Genomic DNA, 19,513 nt, shown 5'->3' with positions numbered 1-19,513 from the left:
GACCCGGTCGGCGCCGGGTCGCGTCCAGCGGGCGGTCGGGGCCGGTAACGGCCGGGGTCAGCGGAAGTTCACGTCGCTGCACAGGAAGTAGGTCTGGTCCATGTGCGAGGCCTGCCAGATGGTGTAGACGACGTGGCGGCCGGTGTAGCCGGACGTGCTCACGGGGATCGAGTAGTTCTGGCTGGGCGCGTACCTGTCGGTCTTGGTGACCAGCTGCAGGTCCTGCCAGGTCAGCGGCTGGGTGGTGGGGTCGAAGCCCTGCCGGGTGACGTAGACCTGGAAGTAGTCGGCGCCGTGGCTGGCCTGGTCGTACAGCTTCACGGTGAAGTTGGAGCCGATGTCGGTGGTCTTCCAGGGGCCGACGGCGTCGAGGGAGTTGTAGCGGCCGGCTTCGGCCTGGCCGCCGCTGCACAGCTGCCCGTTGGGGATGACGGCCTGGAAGTTGCCGGCGGAACCGTTGCGGTACAGGCCGTTCCAGTTCCACATGGCGTTGGGGTTGGCCTGCCAGGCCTGCCAGCACATGGGGTCCTGCTGGGCCATCGCCGGGTTCTGGAAGTCGCTGCCCCAGCGCTGCCAGCAGCCGTAGTTGCGGGAGGCGGGGTCGATCACCGAACCGTGCGCGGACGCGGTGCCGCCCCAGGTGATCAGGCTGATCAGTACGCCGACGAGGGTGCTCAGGACGAGCGCCAGCCGACGGACGGTGCGATGGGGTACATGTTCATGACAATGCATTGCGGGTTTCTTCCTGTGGGGGACGCCTTCACTGCGGGGGTCACGGGTGCATGGGAGCGCTCCCGCGCCTCCAGGCTGCGTGGCTTGGAACGAGGGGGCAACGCTTCGTTTCCGCCAAACCTAAAGGCCCCGTCCTTGGGTCAAACTTCCACAGAGCATGATGAACCTCACGCCGAGTCGCCCACCGGACGCACGCAAGCCGTCGCTGACCCCTTGTAGGAGGCAGGTGGCGAATATGCTTCGGTTGGGAGCGGGAGGGCTCGGGGCGGCACCCGGGGTGCGTGTCTCCCTCGTAGAGCCGAACGGTCAGCACCCGACTCGTCCTCGGCGTGATCGATGCCTCCCAAGTCGCAGTGGCGGTCCAGACGCAGCGCCGAGATCGACCAGGTGCACCGAGACGACCCGACGAGGCCCAGACAGTACGCTGAATCCAGCGGGATCGGGCCCGCGGCGCAGTGTCCGGGAGGCATGTCATGACTGCCGAGATGGTGGCCCCGGCGTGGATGCACGAGCAGATCACGGCGGAGCAATACGAGTCGTGGTCCGAGGAGCAGTGCGCCGGCATCGAAATCGTGGACGGAATGGTCGTCGTGAGTCCCAGCGCATCCAAGCGGCACAACCGGCTGGCCCGGATCCTGGCGAACGCCTTGGACGCCGCCGCCGGCTCCGACTGGAACGCCGATACGGACTTCGATGTCCGGCTGCAGGACGTCCCGCTCACGAATCGCCGCCCGGACGTCATCGTCTACCGGGCGGACACGATCGACATCACGCCCACCCGGCCTGAGCACGTACTGCTGGTGGCCGAGGTGGTGTCACCAGGCTCGGAGACCACCGACCGGATCGTGAAGGTCGACCAGTACGCCAAGGCAGGCATCGGTTTCTACTGGCGGATCGAGCAGGCGGCGACGGGCGTGCCCCTGGTGTACACATATGTCCTCGACCCCGCGACCAAGACCTACCGGGATGGGGACGTGCACACCGGGGTCGTGAAGGTCGCCGCCCCCTTCGCCGTGGAGATCGATCTCGGCCAGGTCTGAACCGGTTGTACCTGACCCGCTCTTGCAAGATGTGCTGGCCGCACGCGCGTTCTGGCTTCTCTCCCAGCCCTGGCCTGTACGGTCCCGCCCATGGCTGAGAGATCAACTACGAGCTGGCGTCACGGCATAGCGGAGGAAGCCGCGGAGATCGCCGCCGGCACTTTGGACGCCGGAGTGCGCTTGCATGGCTGAGCTGTTCCCCGAGGAACTGCTCATGGCGACCGATGCAGTCCTTGACACCGTCGAGGACCAGTTTGCCGGACTTGACGATCCCGGCGACGAGAAGGTCCTTGCTGTGGTGGAGCGCGTCGTCCGGGCCCTCCAGATCCGCTTCCCAAGAGGACCGCAGGGTGTGGGGCGGCAGTGGTGAAGTTCACCGTTGGGACGGCGGCCGAGCACGAAGCCGCGGTTCCAGTAGATCAAGGGCCTCCTCCCAGCGGAAGCTGTCGGCGCCGCCGCCCGCCTTGGGCCGGTGGGGCTCGTACGAGCCGATCAGGATGCCCATCTCCCGGAGCTGGTCCAGGCTTCGCCGATAGGCGGGGTGAGCCGCTTGGGCGGCGTTCAGGTAGGGAAGGGCAGCCGTGGGGACACCCATCCCAAACGCCTCGCAGAGGACCCCCAGCGCGAGAGTGTCGGATATGCCGGCCGCCCACTTGTTGACCGTGTTGAAGCTGGCCGGGGCGACGGCGATGGCGTCCGCCGACGGGAGCGGACGGGGATCGCCGGGTGCGCGCCACGCGGAGCGGATCGGATAGCCCGTCTGCTCCTCGATCGCCGCGGTGTCGAGGAACCCGAGCCCTTGGGGGGTGGCGATGACGCCCACGTCCCAGCGCCGCTCCTGCGCTGCTGTGATCAGCCTGCCGACGTCGGCGGCGACACCGCACGCGCAGACGACGACGTACAGGAAAGGCGTCTTGTCCGAAGCGCTCGGCTCGTTCACGCGGTGACTCCCAGTCGGCGGCTGAATCGGTGCAGTTCCGGCAGAGTACGACGGCGATCGCGGGCGACCATGCCGGCGACCAGCTCACGGACGGCAGGACGGCGGACGTCCTGGGCGGCGCAGGTCTCGGCGATGCGCAGAGCCTGGTACCCGTCGGCGAGCCGCCCCTGCTGACCGTAGGCCCGGGCCATGTCGATCCACAGCGCGGCCCGGCGTTCGGGGACAGGAAGAGGGCGGCGCATGAGCGGGCGGGCCGCCCGCAGGGCGCGGTCGGCGTCGCCGAAGGCCACCAAGGCGCTGACCTCGTGCAGGGCGACGTTGCTCGGGCTGAAGCTGGCCCAGGCATCCGGCCGGTCGAGCGCGACGTAGCGCGCCACTTCCTTCGCCTCCGTGAGCAGTTCCCGCGCCGCGCCACGGCCCCCGCCGCTGCCGGCTGAAGTGACACCACGCAGTAACAGCAGTCCGAGAGCCGCGAGGTACTGCGGAGACCGGCGGTCGTAGGACCCGGTGAGCCGCTCGGCCGTGAGCCGGACGAGGCCGACGGCCTGAGTTGGGTGCTGCGCGCGCGCCAGGACGTGGGCCTGCACGCGGACGCTCGACGCCAGGACCACCGGGTCGCCGCACCGCTCGGCCTCGGTCATGGCCCGACCGACGGCGAGCCAGGCGTTGCCCTGGTCATTCCGCTTGAGCAGCAGACTGGTCAGGGTCTGATACGCGGTGGCCAGCAACCCAGAGAGGTCGGCGCTGCCCGCCGTACCACCGGACGCCTGCCGCAGGTCCGCGATCAGACCCGGCAGCACTTGCTCCAACCCCGCGTAGTCACAGAGGTGGAAGAGCCTGCGCGCTGCGCCGACGCGCAGACGAAGGCAGTTCGCGTCCAGCCGGGCACCGGTGCCCTCCGGGCTGGTTCCCGGCAACAGCGCCCGCACGAGGCCGAGGCGCGCGTCCGAGGAGTCGCCGGCGGGAGATTCACCGCCGAGAGGGTCGGGGGAAGCCGTGAGTGCGGCAGTACTCACAGCCATGCTCGCGGCGATGAAGGTGCGGCGTTGCATTTCTCCTGTTCCCGGGTCGGCAGTGGAGGCTTCACGAGCGACGGCGAGACCCACCTCCCGCGCTGGGATACCGAGTTCGGCCGCAACCGCGCGAAGCACTCCCATGTTGTCCGTGCCACGCCCGCTCTCCAGTCGGCTCACCTTGGACTGGTGGTATCCCAGCGAGGCAGCGACGTCCTTCTGCGAGCGGCCCTGTAGCACCCGAGCACGGCGAATCACCTCGCCGATCCGTCTCGACTCACTGTGCGCTGCGGCCATCTGTCACGGCCCCTTCCGCCGTTGACCCTGCCTGCTCAACGAGCGTAGGTCAGCCGTGTCTCGCCGAGATGCAGAACCTGCATATCCCATGCAGCGCCCGCACCGAGGCAGGCCACTGATCGCGTCGGCCTGCTTGCCTGAAACGGCCGCACACGTTCATGAAGGGCCGCCGTTGATGGAAACGCACAAGTTCGCCCTGCCGGTACCCGCCAGCCTTATCGCCGTCACCGATGCGCGGCACCGAGCGGTGCGCGCAATAGGGCGCTGGAGTGGAGAGTGGGATGCCGAGGTGCTGCAGACCGCCGAACTCGTACTCAGCGAACTGCTCACCAACGCCGTACAGCACGCCGGTTCCAGTCACATCCTCCTGGCCCTCCGCCCCTTGGCGGACGTATTGAGAATCGAGGTCCATGACACCAGCGCCTCCCTGCCGAAGGTCGGTCTCCCGGACACGTACAGCGAGAGCGGCAGAGGTATGGTCCTCGTCTCCGCGCTCGCCGACCGCTTCGGGACCGAGCGGACCCACGGGGGCAAATGCTGCTGGGCCGAAATCGACCTGTCCTCCGGACCCGGCCAGCGGTTCAGCATCGGCTTCTCTCACCACGACTTCCGCGGTGACCGGTCCGTTCCACAACGCCACTGCGGACACCGCACACCTGACGGCTACGACCACTCCGCACCGAACGAAACGTCCGAAGCGCCTCCCAGCCGAGCGGCGACTTCACAAGTGCCGGCCGACACCCACCCGGGAGACTCCCGATGCTGACGGCGGCATCGAGGTGGGGCTTCTGGTGCGAGTGCTGGACGGAGAGCCTGACCGAGCAGGGCCCACCGGTGCTGCTGGCATCGTTCGATGCCTACTCCGCTCCGCAGGCGGACCGGTGGGTAGCGGTCGCCCTCGAAACGATCTCCCCGGCACTGGACGCGGACGCCTCCAGCGCAGCGTGGGAGTGGATGTATGACGGCCGCATCGACACCCGACGAGCCTTACTGCAGGCTGAGCCCTGCACGGTGTCCCTGACCCACGACAGCACCCGCATCACCTGGACGATCCGGCCCGTTCTCTTCCTGCCCCTCGCGCATCGCCAGGGCATCGAACTTCCGGCATGCGCGCACGACTTCACGCCCCGCCCTGAAGAGTGAGTTACAACTTCCTCTACTGGTTCAAGGCGGCTCGCTCCGCTCACCGCGCGCGGTCCGGCCCCCGGCCGGGCCTGCGCTCCTGTCTCCGCCCCGCTCCAGCCCGGCCGGCGCCCGTACCGCGCACGCCAGTCGTCTGATACCAGAGAAGGGGTACGTCGTTACTGAGGCGGTCGGCTCCGCGATTCTACGAGTGACCCTCAGGGGCTCCCTCTCCCCTTTCTCTGTCACTTTCTTGAAGGCACTCACGCACCCGTTTCAAAACTGCCGGATCTCTCAGGTATCGATCAGGAAGTCTACAGTTCCCCATGATCTTGGCCTGAATCAAGAGCTCTGCCGGCAGATTCACCTCATCCGTGACCATGGTCCCATCCATCAGCGCTCCCCTGAGATCAACATCCTGCATATCACCTCCGAGAAGGAACGTCTCCTTAAGGCTGACAGCCTCTAGATTCGCACCTTTCATACTTACAGTCGATAGTGCAGCTCGATCGAAATTGGCATCAAAGAGCATCGCACCCTCAAAGCTCCCCCCGTAAATATTCGCACCCTTGAATTTTGCATTGCTCAAATTAGTTCTCGCCATCGACACGTCGTAAAAAGTCACTCGATCAAACCTGGCCCCTCCGAGGATTAAGCCAGTCAGACGCCCTCCGTTCAACCTCACGCCTCGCAGATCAGTGTGTGCCAAGAGAGCGCCATGGTGCGGGTGTTCAGGCCTCCGGGTCAGGACCGTCAATGCCGCCTGAATATCTTCCGGGGCTCGATAGTCAACAGGAGTCTCGGTCGACTCGTCAGGGAGTGGCGCCCGCTCCCTTATGAATGCGGCGAGTAATTCCACGATCGTGGGATGGTCGCGCTCGGAGTCCCGCATTATACGTTCAAGCGCATAGATTCCACCCAAGCGCTCGGTCAGATTGCTTGACCCCAGCAACTTAACAGCTTCCACATAGCGATCGGTGACCTGACCCTCACGGATCAACTCTGCCTGTTCCCTATCCTTCTCTCTGGTGTGCTCGAAAATCCTATCTGTCTGCTTGTGGCTTCTATGGGTGTAGTGCACGCCGATCGCTGCCACTAGTCCGGCCCCTAAGGCCACAAGCATCGTCCGGAAACCGGTGATAACGACACCATCGGCTGGCTGAAGATCTTTCTCGCGAAGGTGAGTCCCATCAAGCCACCAAGGGCCACGCCAAAGAAGGAGGCCGTAGCCTACAACCGTTAGCGCCGCTACAAGAACAGAAGCGACCTTCCTCGTCTTAGGCTTCATGTATCGAAGCGTCCCCGAGATGGAGACTGTCCGCTCCAGGGGGGCAGAATTCAGAGCAAAACTTGAGGTAGATGGCGGAAGCAGCCTCCTCCTCACACTCAATGGATACTGATCCATGTACCGGCTATGCGGGCGGAGACGTTCCGCCCCGTAGCTTCCCAAGCTGAGGGCTCGGGTGCGGCTGGCTCCGGCTCGTCCCCACGGCCCGGCCGGCGTGGTTGCTCCCGTCGACGGCGCTGCACCGTGGCTGAGGCCGGTGGGGGTGCGGCGAGACATACGCGCGCCTGGTCGGTCGGCGTGTCCGCCGTCGTGGCTGGCTGTCGGTGGCTGAGGTTCATGCGGCGTGCTCGATGGCGCCGCTGTCAGCCGATGACCGGTTCCTGGTGATCGACTCTGGGCCGTCCCTGGGCCGTGCGAGGGTGCCCGAAGCTGACCGACGGCGACCGGCAGTGACAGACGAGACGCAGCGCGCCACAGTGAAACCCCAGGTCAGGGCCCCCGGACGGAACGGGTTTCCCCGTAGGGCTGGCGGTACGGCAAGATGGGGTGTATCTGCCCACTGCCAGATTTCAAGCTGCCGGACGGTTTCTCTTGGCTGAGTTCATTTACACCATGCGCAAGGCGCGCAAGGCGCACGGCGACAAGGTGATCCTCGATGACGTCACCCTGAACTTCCTCCCCGGGGCGAAGATCGGCGTCGTCGGCCCGAACGGTGCCGGTAAGTCGACCGTGCTGAAGATCATGGCGGGGCTGGAGCAGCCGTCCAACGGTGACGCCTTCCTCTCGCCCGGCTACAGCGTCGGCATCCTGCTCCAGGAGCCCCCGCTGAACGAGGAGAAGACCGTCCTGGAGAACGTCCAGGAGGGTGTCGCCGAGATCAAGGGCAAGCTCGACCGGTTCAACGAGATCGCCGAGCTGATGGCGACCGACTACTCCGACGCGCTGCTCGACGAGATGGGCAAGCTCCAGGAGGAGCTGGACCACGCCAACGCCTGGGACCTCGACGCCCAGCTGGAGCAGGCCATGGACGCCCTCGGGTGCCCCCCGGGCGACTGGCCCGTGGTCAACCTCTCCGGTGGTGAGAAGCGCCGCGTCGCGCTCTGCAAGCTGCTGCTGGAGCAGCCCGACCTGCTGCTGCTGGACGAGCCCACCAACCATCTCGACGCCGAGTCGGTGAACTGGCTGGAGCAGCACCTGGCCAAGTACCCGGGCACCGTGGTCGCCATCACCCACGACCGGTACTTCCTGGACAACGTGGCCGAGTGGATCCTTGAGCTGGACCGCGGCCGCGCCTACCCCTACCAGGGCAACTACTCCACCTACCTGGAGACCAAGGCCGCCCGTCTGAAGGTCGAGGGCCAGAAGGACGCCAAGCGGCAGAAGCGGCTCAAGGAAGAGCTGGAGTGGGTCCGCTCCAACGCCAAGGGGCGCCAGGCCAAGTCCAAGGCCCGTCTCGCGCGGTACGAGGAGATGGCCGCCGAGGCCGAGAAGATGCGGAAGCTGGACTTCGAGGAGATCCAGATCCCGCCGGGCCCGCGCCTGGGCAACGTCGTGGTCGAGGTCGAGGAGCTGCACAAGTCCTTCGGTGAGAAGGTGCTGGTCGACGGCCTGTCGTTCACGTTGCCGCGCAACGGCATCGTGGGTGTCATCGGCCCGAACGGCGCCGGCAAGACCACCCTGTTCAAGATGATCCAGGGCCTGGAGACGCCGGACTCCGGCGACATCAAGGTCGGCGAGACCGTCAAGATCTCCTACGTCGACCAGACCCGCGCCAACATCGACCCCAAGAAGACGCTGTGGGAGGTCGTCTCCGACGGCCTCGACTACATCAACGTCGGCCAGGTCGAGATGCCGAGCCGGGCGTATGTGTCGGCCTTCGGTTTCAAGGGGCCGGACCAGCAGAAGCCGGCCGGGGTCCTCTCCGGCGGTGAGCGCAACCGGCTCAACCTGGCGCTGATCCTGAAGCAGGGCGGCAACCTGCTCCTCCTCGACGAGCCCACCAACGACCTCGACGTGGAGACGCTCTCCAGCCTGGAGAACGCGCTGCTGGACTTCCCCGGCTGCGCCGTCGTCGTCTCCCACGACCGCTGGTTCCTGGACCGCGTCGCGACGCACATCCTCGCCTACGAGGGCGAGTCGAAGTGGTTCTGGTTCGAGGGCAACTTCGAGTCGTACGAGAAGAACAAGATCGAGCGGCTGGGTCCGGACGCCGCGCGTCCGCACCGGGCCACCTACAAGAAGCTGACCCGGGGCTGATCGGTCTTGCGCCACATCTACCGCTGCCCGTTGCGCTGGGCGGACATGGACGCGTACGGCCACGTCAACAACGTGGTGTTCCTCCGCTATCTGGAGGAGGCCCGGATCGACTTCCTGTTCCGCCCGGACAAGGACTTCCAGCAGGGGTCCGTGGTGGCGCGCCACGAGATCGACTACAAGCGGCAGCTCGTCCACCGGCACGAGCCGGTGACCATCGAGCTGTGGGTCACCGAGATCAGGGCCGCCTCCTTCACCCTCGCCTACGAGGTGAAGGACGGCGATCTCGTCTACGTCCGGGCGTCGACGGTCATCGTGCCGTTCGACTTCGACGCCCAGCGCCCGCGACGGATCACCGCGCAGGAGCGTGACTTCCTCCAGGAGTACACCGAGGCCGGCGAGGGCGCCGCGGAGGCCGAGGGGGAGGCCGTCGCCGCATGACGGTGCTGCACCTGGCCGACGAGAGGGAGGCGGCGGACCTCGCCGCCTTCCTCTCCCGGCTGCTCCACTACGACCGTGGGGCCGCGGTGCGCCTGAAGGCGGCCGGCACGGCACTCGCCGTCTTCGGCCGGCCGCCGTCCTTCGAGGTGCTGGCCGTCCGCGCGGTGCGGCTGGCGAAGCCGTACGAGGACGGGCTCGACGCCATCCTCGACGTGACCGTCTCCGCCGGTGAGCTGCTGGAGTCCGTGGACGAGCGGGGGGCCACCGCCGCCGTCCCGGGCGCGGTCACCGGTCCGCCGTGGGCCGGGCTGCTGCCGCCGCGCGCCGGCTGGCGGCCCGTGCCGGGGCTGCCCGCGCCGGACGCGCTGCGCGCCACGGTCGCCGCCGCGGTGGCCGAATTCCGCTCCCGCACCGGGGAACTGGCGCCCGAGGCCCGTACCCGCGCGGAGCTGGACCGGATCGGGCGGGACATCTGGTCCCGGCGGATAGCGGACACCGGGCTTCCGGTGCGGGCCGTGCACGCGGCCCAGTCCCTGGGCTTCCTGCGGCCGGGCGCCGGGCCCGAGGACACCAGGCTGTTCTCCTCGGGGGCGTGGCTGCGGCTGCGCACCCCCTACGGCTCGGTGGCCGTACGGCAGGCGGGCCCGCTCGGGTCCCTCGGGGTCAGCGTGCGCTGAGCCGTACCCGGCTCAGTCGGGGGTGTTCACCATCGACGCGGCGGCGTACGTCAGGTAGTTCCACAGCGTGCGCTCGTGTTCCTCGGACAGCCCGAGTTCGTCCACGGCCACCCGCATGTGCCGCAGCCAGGCGTCGTGCGCCGCCCGGTCCACGGTGAACGGGGCGTGCCGCATGCGCAGCCGGGGGTGGCCGCGGTTGTCGCTGTAGGTCGTGGGCCCACCCCAGTACTGCATCAGGAACAGGGCCAGCCGCTCCTCGGCCGGGCCCAGGTCCTCCTCCGGGTACATCGGCCGCAGGAGCGGGTCCCCGGCGACTCCCTCGTAGAAACGGTGGACGAGCCGGCGGAAGGTCTCCTCCCCGCCGACCTGCTCGTAGAAGGTCTGCTCCTGAAGCGTGCCGCGCCGAATCTCATTCACCTGTCCATGGTCTCAGACCCGGTGGCCCAGGACTCAAGGCCTAGGACCGTCCCGCGCGGGGGCCGGCCGCCCCTACTGTGGACCCATGGGCGCCTACGACAGCGAGACCGAGGCTCTCGCCGACGCGGCGCGGGCCGAGCTGGTGCGGGAGATCGACGCCGACGGGGCCTGGGCCGGGGACCCGGTGTGGCGGGAGGCGTTCGCGGCGGTGCCCCGGCACCTGTTCGTGCCGTACTACTACGTCCCCGGGCCGCGCGGCTACGAACGCCGCTGGGGCGAGAGTCCCGAACCGGGGGCCCGGGAACGCTGGGTGCGCGGCGCCTACGCGGACGCGCCGCTGGCCACCCGGCTGCGCGACGGCGAGCTGGTCTCCTCCAGCAGCCAGCCCTCCCTGATGGCCCGGATGCTGGTCGCCCTGCGGGTCGAGGACGGCGACCGGGTCCTGGAGGTGGGCGCCGGCACCGGCTACAACGCGGCCCTGCTCGCCCACCGGCTCGGCGACGGCGGCCTGGTGACCACCGTCGACCTGGAACCGGAGATCACCGAGTCGGCCCGGCGGCACCTGGCGGCGGCCGGCTACCACCCGGCCGTGGTCACCGGCGACGGCGCGCGCGGGGTACCCGAACGCGCCCCCTACGACCGGATCATCGCCACCTGCGAGTTGTGCACGGTGCCGCGCGCCTGGCTCGCCCAGTGCCGCCCCGGCGCGCGCGTCCTCACCCCGCTCGCCACCGGACTGCTCGCCCTGACCGTGCGGGACGCGCAGTGCGCCGAGGGCCGCTTCCTGCCCGGCGCCGCCTTCTTCGTGCCGCTGCGCGGCCAGGGCCGGACGGAACCGGCAAGCGTCAGCCTGGCCGGACTGCCCGCCCGGGCCCGGACGCGTGAGCCGTTCCGCTTCCTGCTCGCGCTGACCCGGGGCGCCCTCGACGCCCGGGAGGCGTACGCGCTGTGGGAGCGCGAGGGCGAGCCGGGCCGCGGCCGCTACGGCGTCACGGTCCGCGGCGAGCACGCCTGGGCCTGGCTGGACGACCCGGAGGGGCCGTACGCCTGGCCGCTGCCCTGAGCGCGGTCAGCCCCGGCGGACGGTGATCGTCGTCCAGGCGCCCACGTGCACCCGGTCGCCGTCCTGGAGCGGGACCGGCACGAACGGCTGGATCGGCTCCTCGGACATGTTGACCGTGGTGCCGTTGGTCGAGTTCTGGTCGACGACCGCCCAGCCGCCGTCCGGCTGCTGCACCAGCATCGCGTGCTGGTGCGAGACGCCCGGGTCCTCCGGCGGCACCGACAGATCGATGTCCGGGGTGTCGCCGGTGGAGTGCCGGCGGCGCCCGATGGTCACCTGGTTGCCGGTGAGCGTGCGCTGCTGCTCGGGCGAGTACGCGGGCAGGTTCAGGCCCGCGGCCTCGGGGCCGGAGCGCTGCATCATCGCCATGAAGTACGCGCGGTCCGGCCCGATGGTCGCGGTCCAGGTGCCCGACTGGGCGGCCTGGGACTGGTGCGGCGGCTGGGGTGCCTGAGGAGCCTGAGGCTGCCGGGGTGCCTGCGGGAACCCGCCCGGGCCACCCTGTCCGCCCTGTCCGCCCTGTCCGGGCGGGGCCTGGGTGGCGCCGGGGTGCGGGTAGCCGTAGCCACCGCCCTGGCCGCCGGGTTCCCGGCCCGGGCCGCCGGAGGACGGCGGGGAGATCACCCAGTCGTCCTCACCGGCCGGGGGCCGGCGGTTCGCGCGCGGGAACGCGGGCGGAGCGGGCGGAGCCGAGGCCCCGGCCTGCTGGAACGCCTGCGGGGCACCACCGGGACCGCCGGGTCCGCCGGGCGGCGTCGGCCCGGGCGCCGGACCCGGACGCGAGGGGTCACCGCCGAAGCCGGACGGGCCGGGTCCGCCGGGGCCGGACGGGCCGCCGGGACGGGAGGGATTGCCGGGACCCTGCCCCGGACCACCGCCGAACCCCGGCGGACCGGAGGGACCACCGCCCCCCGGACCCTGACCCGGGCCGCCGCCGAAGCCGGACGGCGGACCCGCCGGACGACCGGCACCGGGACCACCGGGGCCTCCAGGACCACCGGGGCCACCGGCCCCGGGACCCCCGGGCCGCTGGCCCGGGAACCCGCCGGGACCGGGACCCTGGCCCGGGAACCCGCCCGGACCGGACGCGCCACCGGCGCCGGGACCGCCCGCACCCGGGCCGCCCGTGCCGGGGCCGCCGGGTCCCTGGCCGAACCCCTGCGGGGGCGTGGGCGGGCGGTGGTCGCCGGGGGGGAACGGTGGCCGGCCCGCGGGGCCGGGCGGGGTGCGGTCGGGGCCGAACGGGGTGGGGCCCGACGGCTCGCTGCCGAAGGACGGGATCGGTTCGGCGGGGCGGTTCACCTGCGAGGGGCGCGAGCCCTGGTACTCGTAGCCGTCACCGCCGCCGTAGGTCGCGCTCGGCGGCTGGAACCGGGGCTGCGGCGGGCGCGGGGCGGCCGGGGTGTACGAGGTCGCCGTGTTGGTCAGGAAGTTCCACCGGCACTCCTCGCAGAAGGGCGCGCCGCCCTCGCGGGGCGTACGGCACTGCGGGCACAGCTCCGGTTCGGGACCGGCCGCGGCGGGACCGGGCCGGCCGGGGGCACCCGCGGGCGGCGGGAAGCCGTAGCCTCCGGTGCCCGGGGGCGGCGGCGGGGGCGGAGGTACGGCACCGGCCATGCGGTGACCGCAGACCTCGCACCAGTCGTCGGAACCCGACTGGTGTCCGTTCGGGCAGGTCGGCATGTCGGTGCTTCCCCTTCTCCTACGCTTTGGAGGGTCACTTCTTCACACGAACAGTCTTGGTGGACCGGGTCTCCAGAGTCATCTCGTCGGCCTCCGCGACCCTCGTCTTCAACCGCACAGTACCTGTCACGGCGTCGACCACGTCCACCACCTTCGCAAGCAGTTTCGCAGTATCCGCGTTCCCGGAGGCGTTCGCGAGCTGAACGGCCCGGCCCAGTTTGGCCGTTGCTCCATCGAAATCGCCCGCTTTGCGCAGGTAGATCCCTTGCTGGATGGCTTGCGCCAGTTCGGCCTGCCCGGTGTAGTGGGCGACTTGGGGGCTCATGGCGGTGGAGGCGGCCACGTCGTCGGTCCACACGGCCCGTACGAGGCCCTGCGCGCCGAGGTTCTGTACCGTTCCGTCCGGTTGCGGGACCACCAGGGAGACCCGTGCGGCGAGCATCTCCTGGCCCAGTCCGGCCGGCGGGACCGTCACGCACAGGTGGTAGTCGCGGGACTCGTCGCCCCAGGACCCGGTCGGATAGTCCCCGGCGCGCGGTCCGGCCTCGGTGCGACGGTCCGTCAAGTCCTCGACGGCGGGCGCGACTTGCTTGACGAACCGGATGGCCGTCCCGAGCGGCGTCCACACCCGCAGGGCGACGTCGGCGACCTCCTTGCCCATCGCCGTCTCCATCATCCGCGTGAAGTCGGCGGCCAGCTCGGCCGGGTCGGCGACGATGTCGGCGGTGCCGAGCAGCGCCGAGGCGATGCCTGTGACTTCTTTCACGTCCCAGTCCGTGCCCACGCCCCGCGCGTCACAGGTGAACCGGCCGGCGCACGCGTCCAGGGTGGCCCGCAGGTCGTCCGGCGACTCGTGTTCGTTGCGGCCGTCGGTGAGCAGGATGCCGTGCCGGATGGTGACGTCGGCCGCGGACAGCAGCCGGTCGGCGAGCCGCAGCCAGGTGCCGATGGCCGTACCGCCGCCCGCGCTCAGCCGGCGCAGCGCCTGCTTGGCCTGCTCGCGGGTGGTGGCGTCGGCGACCGCGAGCCGCCCGCCGCCGGGGTAGACCTCCTGGGCGACGTGGGTGCCGCCGATCACCGCGAAGCGGGTGCCGTCGCGCAGGGTGTCGATCGCGGCGGCCGTGGCCTGACGGGCGCCGCGCATCTTCGCGGGCGGGTAGTCCATGGAGCCCGAGCAGTCGACCATGACCGCCACCGCGGCGGAGGGCCGCCCCGCCGGGTGCGCCGGCGCGGCGGCGGCGCCGCCGAGGGTGCCGCCGCCGGTCGCGGTCACCGTCACTATGGCGTCGACCCGGCTGCCGCCCTCGGGCAGGTACTCGTTCTGGTAGACGTCCACCGAGAACCGCGGCACGTTCGGCTTCGCGAAATTGGCCATGCTGTGACGCATCCCCCTCGTACGCCTCGCCCACGCCAGGCGCCGGCTGCGGGCGGACCGGTCCCCTCCGGTCCGCCCCGGCTTCTCCGTGCCCGCGTGCGCGGGCTACGGCCTTCAGGCCGATCCTGCCCCCTGCGGCGGCGCCGGGAACGGCAGTACCGCCACTGTTACGTTGTCGTGGCCCCCGCCGTCCAGGGCGTGCCCGACCAGCACCTGGGCGCCGTGCAGCGGGCGGGTCGCCGCGTCCGGCGGGACGACCTCGGACATCTCCTGGGCGGTCTCGGCGTAGTTCCACAGTCCGTCGGTGCACACCACCACCGCGCCGGGCCGGTCCGGCTGGAAGCAGGCGGTGTGCGGCTCCAGTTCGTAGGCGTCCGCGCCGAGCCAGCCGGTGATCGCGTGGGCCCGCTCGTCGGCGTACGCCTCGGCCTCGCTCATCAGTCCGGCGGCCACCATCTGCGCGGCCCAGGAGTCGTCCTCGGTGAGCCGGGCGGGCGGCGCGGCGCGGTCGGTGGGCACCCAGTAGACCCGGCTGTCGCCGACCCAGCCGACGACCAGCAGTCCGGAGGTGACCACCGCGCCGACGATCGTGCAGGCCGGGGCGTTCTGGTGCGGGGCGTGCTCGCGGGCCGTTTCGGGTTCGTCGGCGAGCGCGTTGACGGCGTGCGCGGCGGCGACGATCGCCTCGTGCATCGCCGCCTGCGGATGGGTGCCGCGCGGCAGTGCGGCCAGCAGGGTGTCGCCGGCCGCCCGGGAAGCGGCCAGGGAGGCGGCGTCGGGGCGGGTCGCGGAGGACACGCCGTCGCAGACGATCGCCAGCGCCGCCGGGGTGCCGTCGGGCAGCGTGGTGTGGCCGACGGCGAACGCGTCCTCGTTGCGGTGGTGGCGCAGCCCGCGGTCGCTGACGGCCGCGACCGGGCCCGTCTCCCGCTCCATGTGGTCGCGTTCGCGGGGCTGGGCGTGCCCGCAGTTCTCGCAGTAGCCGTCGCCGTCCACCCGGCCCGTGCGGCAGGCCACGCACAGCCGGGCCGGAGCGGCGGGGGCGGCCGGCGGGGCGGCCAGCCGCGGGTCCGGGGCCTGCAACGGGTACTCGTCGGGCTCGGCCGGCCGGTCGAAGCGCACCCCGGAACCGGCGGGCCGCTCCTCCTCGGGGACCTGTCCGTGCGGCGCGCCGCCCGCGCCGGCCTCCGGCGGGTCCGCGGCGGGCGGGGGCGCGGGGCTGACGGGCCCGGCGGTACCGGTCATGGGGAGCGTCGGATGGTCCTGCGGCGGTGCGGGCACCACCGAAAGGTCGTATCCGCACGCTCCGCAGAACAGGTCACCCGGCTCCACCGGTTCCGCGCAGCTCGGGCACTTCGGCAGTGCGGCCTGCCGGGGCATCTGCGACATCGACTTACACCCACGTCCGGGGGCGGTAACGGTTGGCCCGTTCCACCAGCTCGATCCTCTCCTTGCCGCCGGGCGCCAGCCGGGCCAGCGTGCGGTAGGCACGCTCCAGGCCGAAGCGCAGCCCCCGCTCGTCCAGACCGCTGCCCAGCAGCGTCCGGCCCGCCGCGGCGGATCCGGCGCCCCCGGAGAGTACCCAGTCCAGCGCGCCGCCGAGCACTTCCGCCGACAGCCGCGCGCGCCGCGCCGGGTCCAGACCGTAGGCCTGGAGCGCCTCGACCTGCCCGGCGGCGGCCGTCAGGTCGTCCCCGAACGGTACGTCACCGGGGCCCGGTGTACGACCTCTCAGCCGGGCCCGGACGGCGGCGACCCGGGCGGCCGTGTAGTGGATGGAGGACTCCGGCACCGATTCCAGCGTGCGGACCGCGCCCTGCCGGTCCCCGGCCGCGAGCCGCACCCGGGCCAGCCCGAACGCGGCGCTCACGAAGCTCCGGTCGGTCGTCCACACCAGCCGGTAGTACTCGGCCGCGTTGTCCGGCTGGCCCAGCACCTCGGCGCACAGGCCGAGGGCCAGCTTGGGCGCGGCCTCGCCGGGGAAGGCGTCGTAGACGGCGTCGAAGGCCAGGGCGGCGCCCTCGAAGTCGCCGGTGACCAGGGCGGCCACGCCCCGCTGCCACACCACCCGCCAGTCGTCGGGCCGTTCCTCGTCCAGCTCGGCCAGGCCCGGCAGGGCGCTTTGCCGATCGCCGCTCTCCAGCCGGGCGCGGACGAGCCGCAGCCGGGTCTCCACGGTCCGCGCGGGCGCCGCGGCCAGCGCGCCGATCAGCTCGGCGGGCCCGGAGGGCGGCAGGCCCGCGAGGAAACCGGCGGCCGGGTCGCCGGGGTCGACCAGCGGCAGGGGCAGGGCGAGGGCGGCGGCCGGGGTGTCCACGGGCCGGACGAGCGCGGCCGCGCCGGGCGGGGCGGGAGCGGCGGCCGGGGTCTTCTTCCGGGCGGGGCGGGCGCCGAGCCGGGACACGTCCGCCTCCAGGGGCGGGAACAGCTCGGTGTCCGTGACCTTCACCTCGGGCCCGAACAGGGTGGACAGAGCGGGCCGCGGCTGCCCGGTCTGCAGCGCGACCACCTCGCGCAGCACGCCGGTGAGCTGCTCGGCCATCTCCTGCGCGGAGCCGAACCTGCGGTCCGGGTCGGGGTCGGTGGCGCGCACCAGGAGCCGGTAGAAGGACTCGTAGCGGCGGAACACCTCGATGGTGTCCGGGTCGGGGAGGGAGTCGGCGTAGACGGTGGTGTAGCCCTGGAAGTCGAAGGTGAGGACCGCCAGGGTGCGGCCCACCGTGTACAGGTCGCTGGCCACCGACGGGCCGGTCTCGCCGACCTCCGGGGCCTGGTAGCCGACCGTGCCGTAGATCGCCGACTCCAGGTCGTCCATCCGGCGGACGGCGCCCATGTCGATCAGCTTGAGCTGGTCCTCGGTCTGGATGGCGTTGTCCACCTTGAAGTCGCAGTACAGCAGGTTCCTGCTGTGCAGGTGGCCGAGCGCCTCCAGGGCCTCGATGCCGTAGGCGCACGCCTGTTCCACCGGCAGCGGGTCGCGGCGGCCGTCGGGGGCCCGGCGGGCGTTGGCGATCTCCTTCAGGGACTTGCCGCCGACGTACTCCATGACGATGTAGCCGTCCAGGGAGCCGGTGCGCTGGTCCAGGTGCTCGACGAAGTTGTAGATCCGCACGATGTTGGCGTGCTCGATCTCGGCGAGGAAGCGCCGCTCGGAGATCGCCGCGGCCATCGCGTCCTGGTCGCCGGTGTCCAGCAGGCCCTTGAGGACCACCCAGCGGTCGGAGACGGCCCGGTCCACGGCGAGGTAGATCCAGCCCAGCCCGCCGTGCGCGAGACAGCCCGCGACCTCGTACTGGCCGTGCACGATGTCCCCGGCGCGCAGCTTGGGCACGAAGGAGTACGGATGCCCGCACTTGGTGCAGAAACCTTCTGTGCGGCCCGGCCGGTCGCCGCGCGCCCGGCCCACCGGGGCCCCGCAGTCCGACCGGGAACAGAACCGCTTGCGCTCGGGCACCTCCGGGCGCTCCAGCACCATCGCGTGCGGGTCGGGCCGCGGCACCTGCGGCACGGACACCAGCCCGGCGCCCAGCCGCCCGCGTACCGAGGAGCCGGTGGAGGATCCCGAACTGCGCACCGACACCGAACGGCCGGTGGACTTCCCCGATACCGAACGGGACAGCCGTCCGGACACCGAGCGGCGCGAGCGCGACGACTGCGACGACGTCCGCGCGCTGCGCGAACCCGCCCCGTCCGCAGCGCCCTTGACGGCCCCGGTGGCCGGCGAGACCACCATCCCCGCCGCGGCGGGGGTACCCCCGGCCGACACCACCGGCGCGAGACCGCAGGTGTCGCAGTACAGCCCGCCGCCGACGTCCTCGTAGGCGCCACCGCACCCCGGCCGCTGGCAGGTCTGCCCCGGCTGGCTCATGACCCGTCCCCCTTACGGTCCTCCGGCTCGCCCGCGCCGCCGAGCAGCTCGGCCACCGCCCGCTGGTAGCGCAGCACGGCCTGTTCGGCCACGCGCAGGTCGCAGGGCGCGCTCCACAGCATGCGGCGGGCCGCGTCGTAGCGCTCCACCAGCAGCGGGTCCTCGGCCAGGCCGTGCCGGGCGACCTTCGCCCGGTAGGCGTCGAGCCGGCCGCGCAGCTCGGCGCGGACCGCGAGTGGCGCGGTGACCGCGGTCAACGACTCGCGGGCACGCAGCAGTTCCTCCTCCGCCTTCTCCTCCAACGACTCCAGCAGCGGGGAGAGCCGGTGCCACCGGCCCTGCCTGCGGTACTCGGCGGCGGTCGCCAGCTGCTCCTGGAGGACGGTCGGGGGGCCGCCGACCACCGGCACCTCGGTGGCGGCGATCTTCGCCAGCACCTCGACGCGCGCGGTCCGGGCCTCGGCCAGGGTGCGGTCCGCCCGGGAGAGCACGTCCCGCAGCCGGATCAGCCGCGCCTCCGCGTCCTGGCGTACCGTCAGCACGGCGTCGATCTCCCGGCGCACGTCCTCCAGGGCGCGCGCCGCACGGTCGTACACCGTGGTGTCCGGGCGTCCGCCGCCCGGCGCGGAGCTGCCCTCGGCCGGCACCCAGAACGCGAGCGGGTCGGCGACGACGTCCTCGCGCAGCCGGGTCAGCGTGCGGGTGATCCGTTCCAGGTCGTCACCGGCCGGGTGCTCACCCGGGCGCACCCCGACGGAGTGCGCGAGCTGCCGGGTGCGCTGGAGCTCGGCGGCGAGCAGGTCGATCCGCGCGGGCAGCGCCGACCACACCGCATCGGCGGCGACGATCACGTCCAGGCTCGTCGCGTACAGCTCGTTCATCCGGTCCACCAGCGCCGGCAGCGTGAACGTCTCGCTGAGCCGGCCGCTTTCGCCGCCGGGGACGGTCACGGACGCGCCGCGCAGCAGCCCGGTCAGCTCCGCCAGGTCCTCGCGGCTGGACCAGCGGCGCCGGGCGCGGACCTCCCGGGCGCCGCGCAGCGCCGCCGTGTAGGCGTCGAAGTACGTCCACAGCCGGGTGATCCGTGCCTCGGTGGCCTGCCAGCGTTCCCGGGTGACGCCGGTCAGCTCGGCGCCTTCTAGGAGTCTGCGGCCCGCGTGGTCCTGGAGGGCCAGCAGGGAGGTCTCGATCGCCTCGTGCTCCTGGCCGAGCCGCGCCAGCGCACGGTCCGCCTCGTCCCGGTCCATCACCGGCCCGGCGGGGTCCGTGACGCCCATCGATCACCTCTCGCTCGCTGTCGGTTC

Annotated in this window: 18 protein-coding genes; 8 read left to right on the top strand and 10 right to left on the bottom strand. The window is 71.5% G+C overall.

Features of this window, described 5'->3' with window-relative positions:
- Positions 1–57 precede the first annotated feature (57 nt).
- On the bottom strand, positions 58–732 hold the full coding sequence (locus ABD350_RS18075) for a lytic polysaccharide monooxygenase auxiliary activity family 9 protein (RefSeq protein WP_344349181.1): 675 nt from the start codon (positions 730–732) through the stop codon (positions 58–60).
- Positions 733–1,205: 473 nt separating this feature from the next.
- Here ABD350_RS18075 and ABD350_RS18070 point away from each other — a divergent pair, with 473 nt between their 5' ends.
- Together ABD350_RS18070 and ABD350_RS18065 are read left to right on the top strand one after the other, a co-directional pair.
- Positions 1,206–1,772: a Uma2 family endonuclease gene (locus tag ABD350_RS18070; RefSeq protein WP_344349180.1), complete on the top strand. Its 567-nt coding sequence runs from the start codon at positions 1,206–1,208 to the stop codon at positions 1,770–1,772.
- 184 nt (positions 1,773–1,956) lie between these two features.
- Complete coding sequence (locus ABD350_RS18065; protein ID WP_344349179.1) at positions 1,957–2,142, top strand: hypothetical protein; 186 nt, start codon at positions 1,957–1,959, stop codon at positions 2,140–2,142.
- A gap of 3 nt (positions 2,143–2,145) precedes the next feature.
- Here ABD350_RS18065 and ABD350_RS18060 read toward each other — a convergent pair whose 3' ends face one another.
- Both ABD350_RS18060 and ABD350_RS18055 read right to left on the bottom strand, forming a co-directional pair.
- Positions 2,146–2,712, bottom strand: a complete 567-nt coding sequence (locus tag ABD350_RS18060; RefSeq protein ID WP_344349178.1) for a flavoprotein — start codon at positions 2,710–2,712, stop codon at positions 2,146–2,148.
- Complete coding sequence (locus ABD350_RS18055) at positions 2,709–4,022, bottom strand: helix-turn-helix domain-containing protein (protein WP_344349177.1); 1,314 nt, start codon at positions 4,020–4,022, stop codon at positions 2,709–2,711. The genes ABD350_RS18060 and ABD350_RS18055 overlap by 4 nt, the downstream gene beginning before the upstream one ends.
- Positions 4,023–4,197: 175 nt before the next feature.
- Here ABD350_RS18055 and ABD350_RS18050 point away from each other — a divergent pair, with 175 nt between their 5' ends.
- Complete coding sequence (locus tag ABD350_RS18050) at positions 4,198–4,788, top strand: ATP-binding protein (protein WP_344349176.1); 591 nt, start codon at positions 4,198–4,200, stop codon at positions 4,786–4,788.
- Positions 4,782–5,165, top strand: coding sequence for a hypothetical protein (locus tag ABD350_RS18045; protein ID WP_344349175.1), 384 nt, complete (start codon positions 4,782–4,784; stop codon positions 5,163–5,165). Before ABD350_RS18050 ends, ABD350_RS18045 begins: the two co-directional genes overlap by 7 nt.
- A gap of 184 nt (positions 5,166–5,349) precedes the next feature.
- On the opposite strand, the gene ABD350_RS18040 is transcribed toward ABD350_RS18045, so the two are convergent.
- On the bottom strand, positions 5,350–6,432 hold the full coding sequence (locus ABD350_RS18040) for a pentapeptide repeat-containing protein (RefSeq protein WP_344349174.1): 1,083 nt from the start codon (positions 6,430–6,432) through the stop codon (positions 5,350–5,352).
- A gap of 591 nt (positions 6,433–7,023) precedes the next feature.
- Between ABD350_RS18040 and ettA the strand changes: the two genes are divergently transcribed.
- From ettA to ABD350_RS18025, 3 genes are read left to right on the top strand one after another with little or no spacing between them, the layout of a single operon-like run.
- The gene (ettA, locus tag ABD350_RS18035; RefSeq protein ID WP_344349172.1) at positions 7,024–8,688 is read left to right on the top strand and encodes an energy-dependent translational throttle protein EttA; all 1,665 of its coding nucleotides are present in this window, start codon (positions 7,024–7,026) and stop codon (positions 8,686–8,688) included.
- A gap of 6 nt (positions 8,689–8,694) precedes the next feature.
- Positions 8,695–9,126, top strand: a complete 432-nt coding sequence (locus ABD350_RS18030) for an acyl-CoA thioesterase (protein WP_344349171.1) — start codon at positions 8,695–8,697, stop codon at positions 9,124–9,126.
- Positions 9,123–9,803 carry a DUF8185 domain-containing protein gene (locus ABD350_RS18025; protein ID WP_344349169.1) on the top strand — a complete coding sequence of 227 codons (681 nt, stop codon included), beginning with the start codon at positions 9,123–9,125 and terminating at the stop codon, positions 9,801–9,803. Before ABD350_RS18030 ends, ABD350_RS18025 begins: the two co-directional genes overlap by 4 nt.
- A 12-nt stretch (positions 9,804–9,815) precedes the next feature.
- Here the strand turns inward: ABD350_RS18025 and ABD350_RS18020 are convergent, their stop codons facing one another.
- On the bottom strand, positions 9,816–10,220 hold the full coding sequence (locus tag ABD350_RS18020) for a globin (RefSeq protein ID WP_344349168.1): 405 nt from the start codon (positions 10,218–10,220) through the stop codon (positions 9,816–9,818).
- A gap of 85 nt (positions 10,221–10,305) precedes the next feature.
- Here ABD350_RS18020 and ABD350_RS18015 point away from each other — a divergent pair, with 85 nt between their 5' ends.
- Positions 10,306–11,283 (top strand): methyltransferase domain-containing protein, encoded by a 978-nt coding sequence (locus ABD350_RS18015; RefSeq protein WP_344349167.1) that lies wholly within the window; start codon positions 10,306–10,308, stop codon positions 11,281–11,283.
- A gap of 6 nt (positions 11,284–11,289) precedes the next feature.
- Here the strand turns inward: ABD350_RS18015 and ABD350_RS18010 are convergent, their stop codons facing one another.
- The 5 genes from ABD350_RS18010 to ABD350_RS17990 form a co-directional block, all read right to left on the bottom strand.
- Positions 11,290–12,966 carry an FHA domain-containing protein gene (locus tag ABD350_RS18010; RefSeq protein ID WP_344349166.1) on the bottom strand — a complete coding sequence of 559 codons (1,677 nt, stop codon included), beginning with the start codon at positions 12,964–12,966 and terminating at the stop codon, positions 11,290–11,292.
- 34 nt (positions 12,967–13,000) lie between these two features.
- Entirely contained in the window at positions 13,001–14,341 is a 1,341-nt protein-coding gene (locus ABD350_RS18005; RefSeq protein WP_344349165.1) for a VWA domain-containing protein, read from the bottom strand.
- A 114-nt stretch (positions 14,342–14,455) separates the two neighbouring features.
- A complete protein-coding gene (locus ABD350_RS18000; RefSeq protein ID WP_344349164.1) occupies positions 14,456–15,730 on the bottom strand; it encodes a PP2C family protein-serine/threonine phosphatase in 1,275 nt (424 codons plus the stop codon).
- A gap of 4 nt (positions 15,731–15,734) precedes the next feature.
- A complete protein-coding gene (locus ABD350_RS17995; RefSeq protein ID WP_344349162.1) occupies positions 15,735–18,209 on the bottom strand; it encodes a serine/threonine-protein kinase in 2,475 nt (824 codons plus the stop codon).
- Positions 18,206–19,486 carry a hypothetical protein gene (locus ABD350_RS17990; RefSeq protein WP_344349161.1) on the bottom strand — a complete coding sequence of 427 codons (1,281 nt, stop codon included), beginning with the start codon at positions 19,484–19,486 and terminating at the stop codon, positions 18,206–18,208. The genes ABD350_RS17995 and ABD350_RS17990 overlap by 4 nt, the downstream gene beginning before the upstream one ends.
- Positions 19,487–19,513: the final 27 nt, after the last annotated feature.

This window comes from Streptomyces nogalater (genome assembly GCF_039532885.1).
Classification (GTDB): domain Bacteria; phylum Actinomycetota; class Actinomycetes; order Streptomycetales; family Streptomycetaceae; genus Streptomyces; species Streptomyces nogalater.
This window is presented reverse-complemented; position numbering and strand designations above follow the sequence as displayed.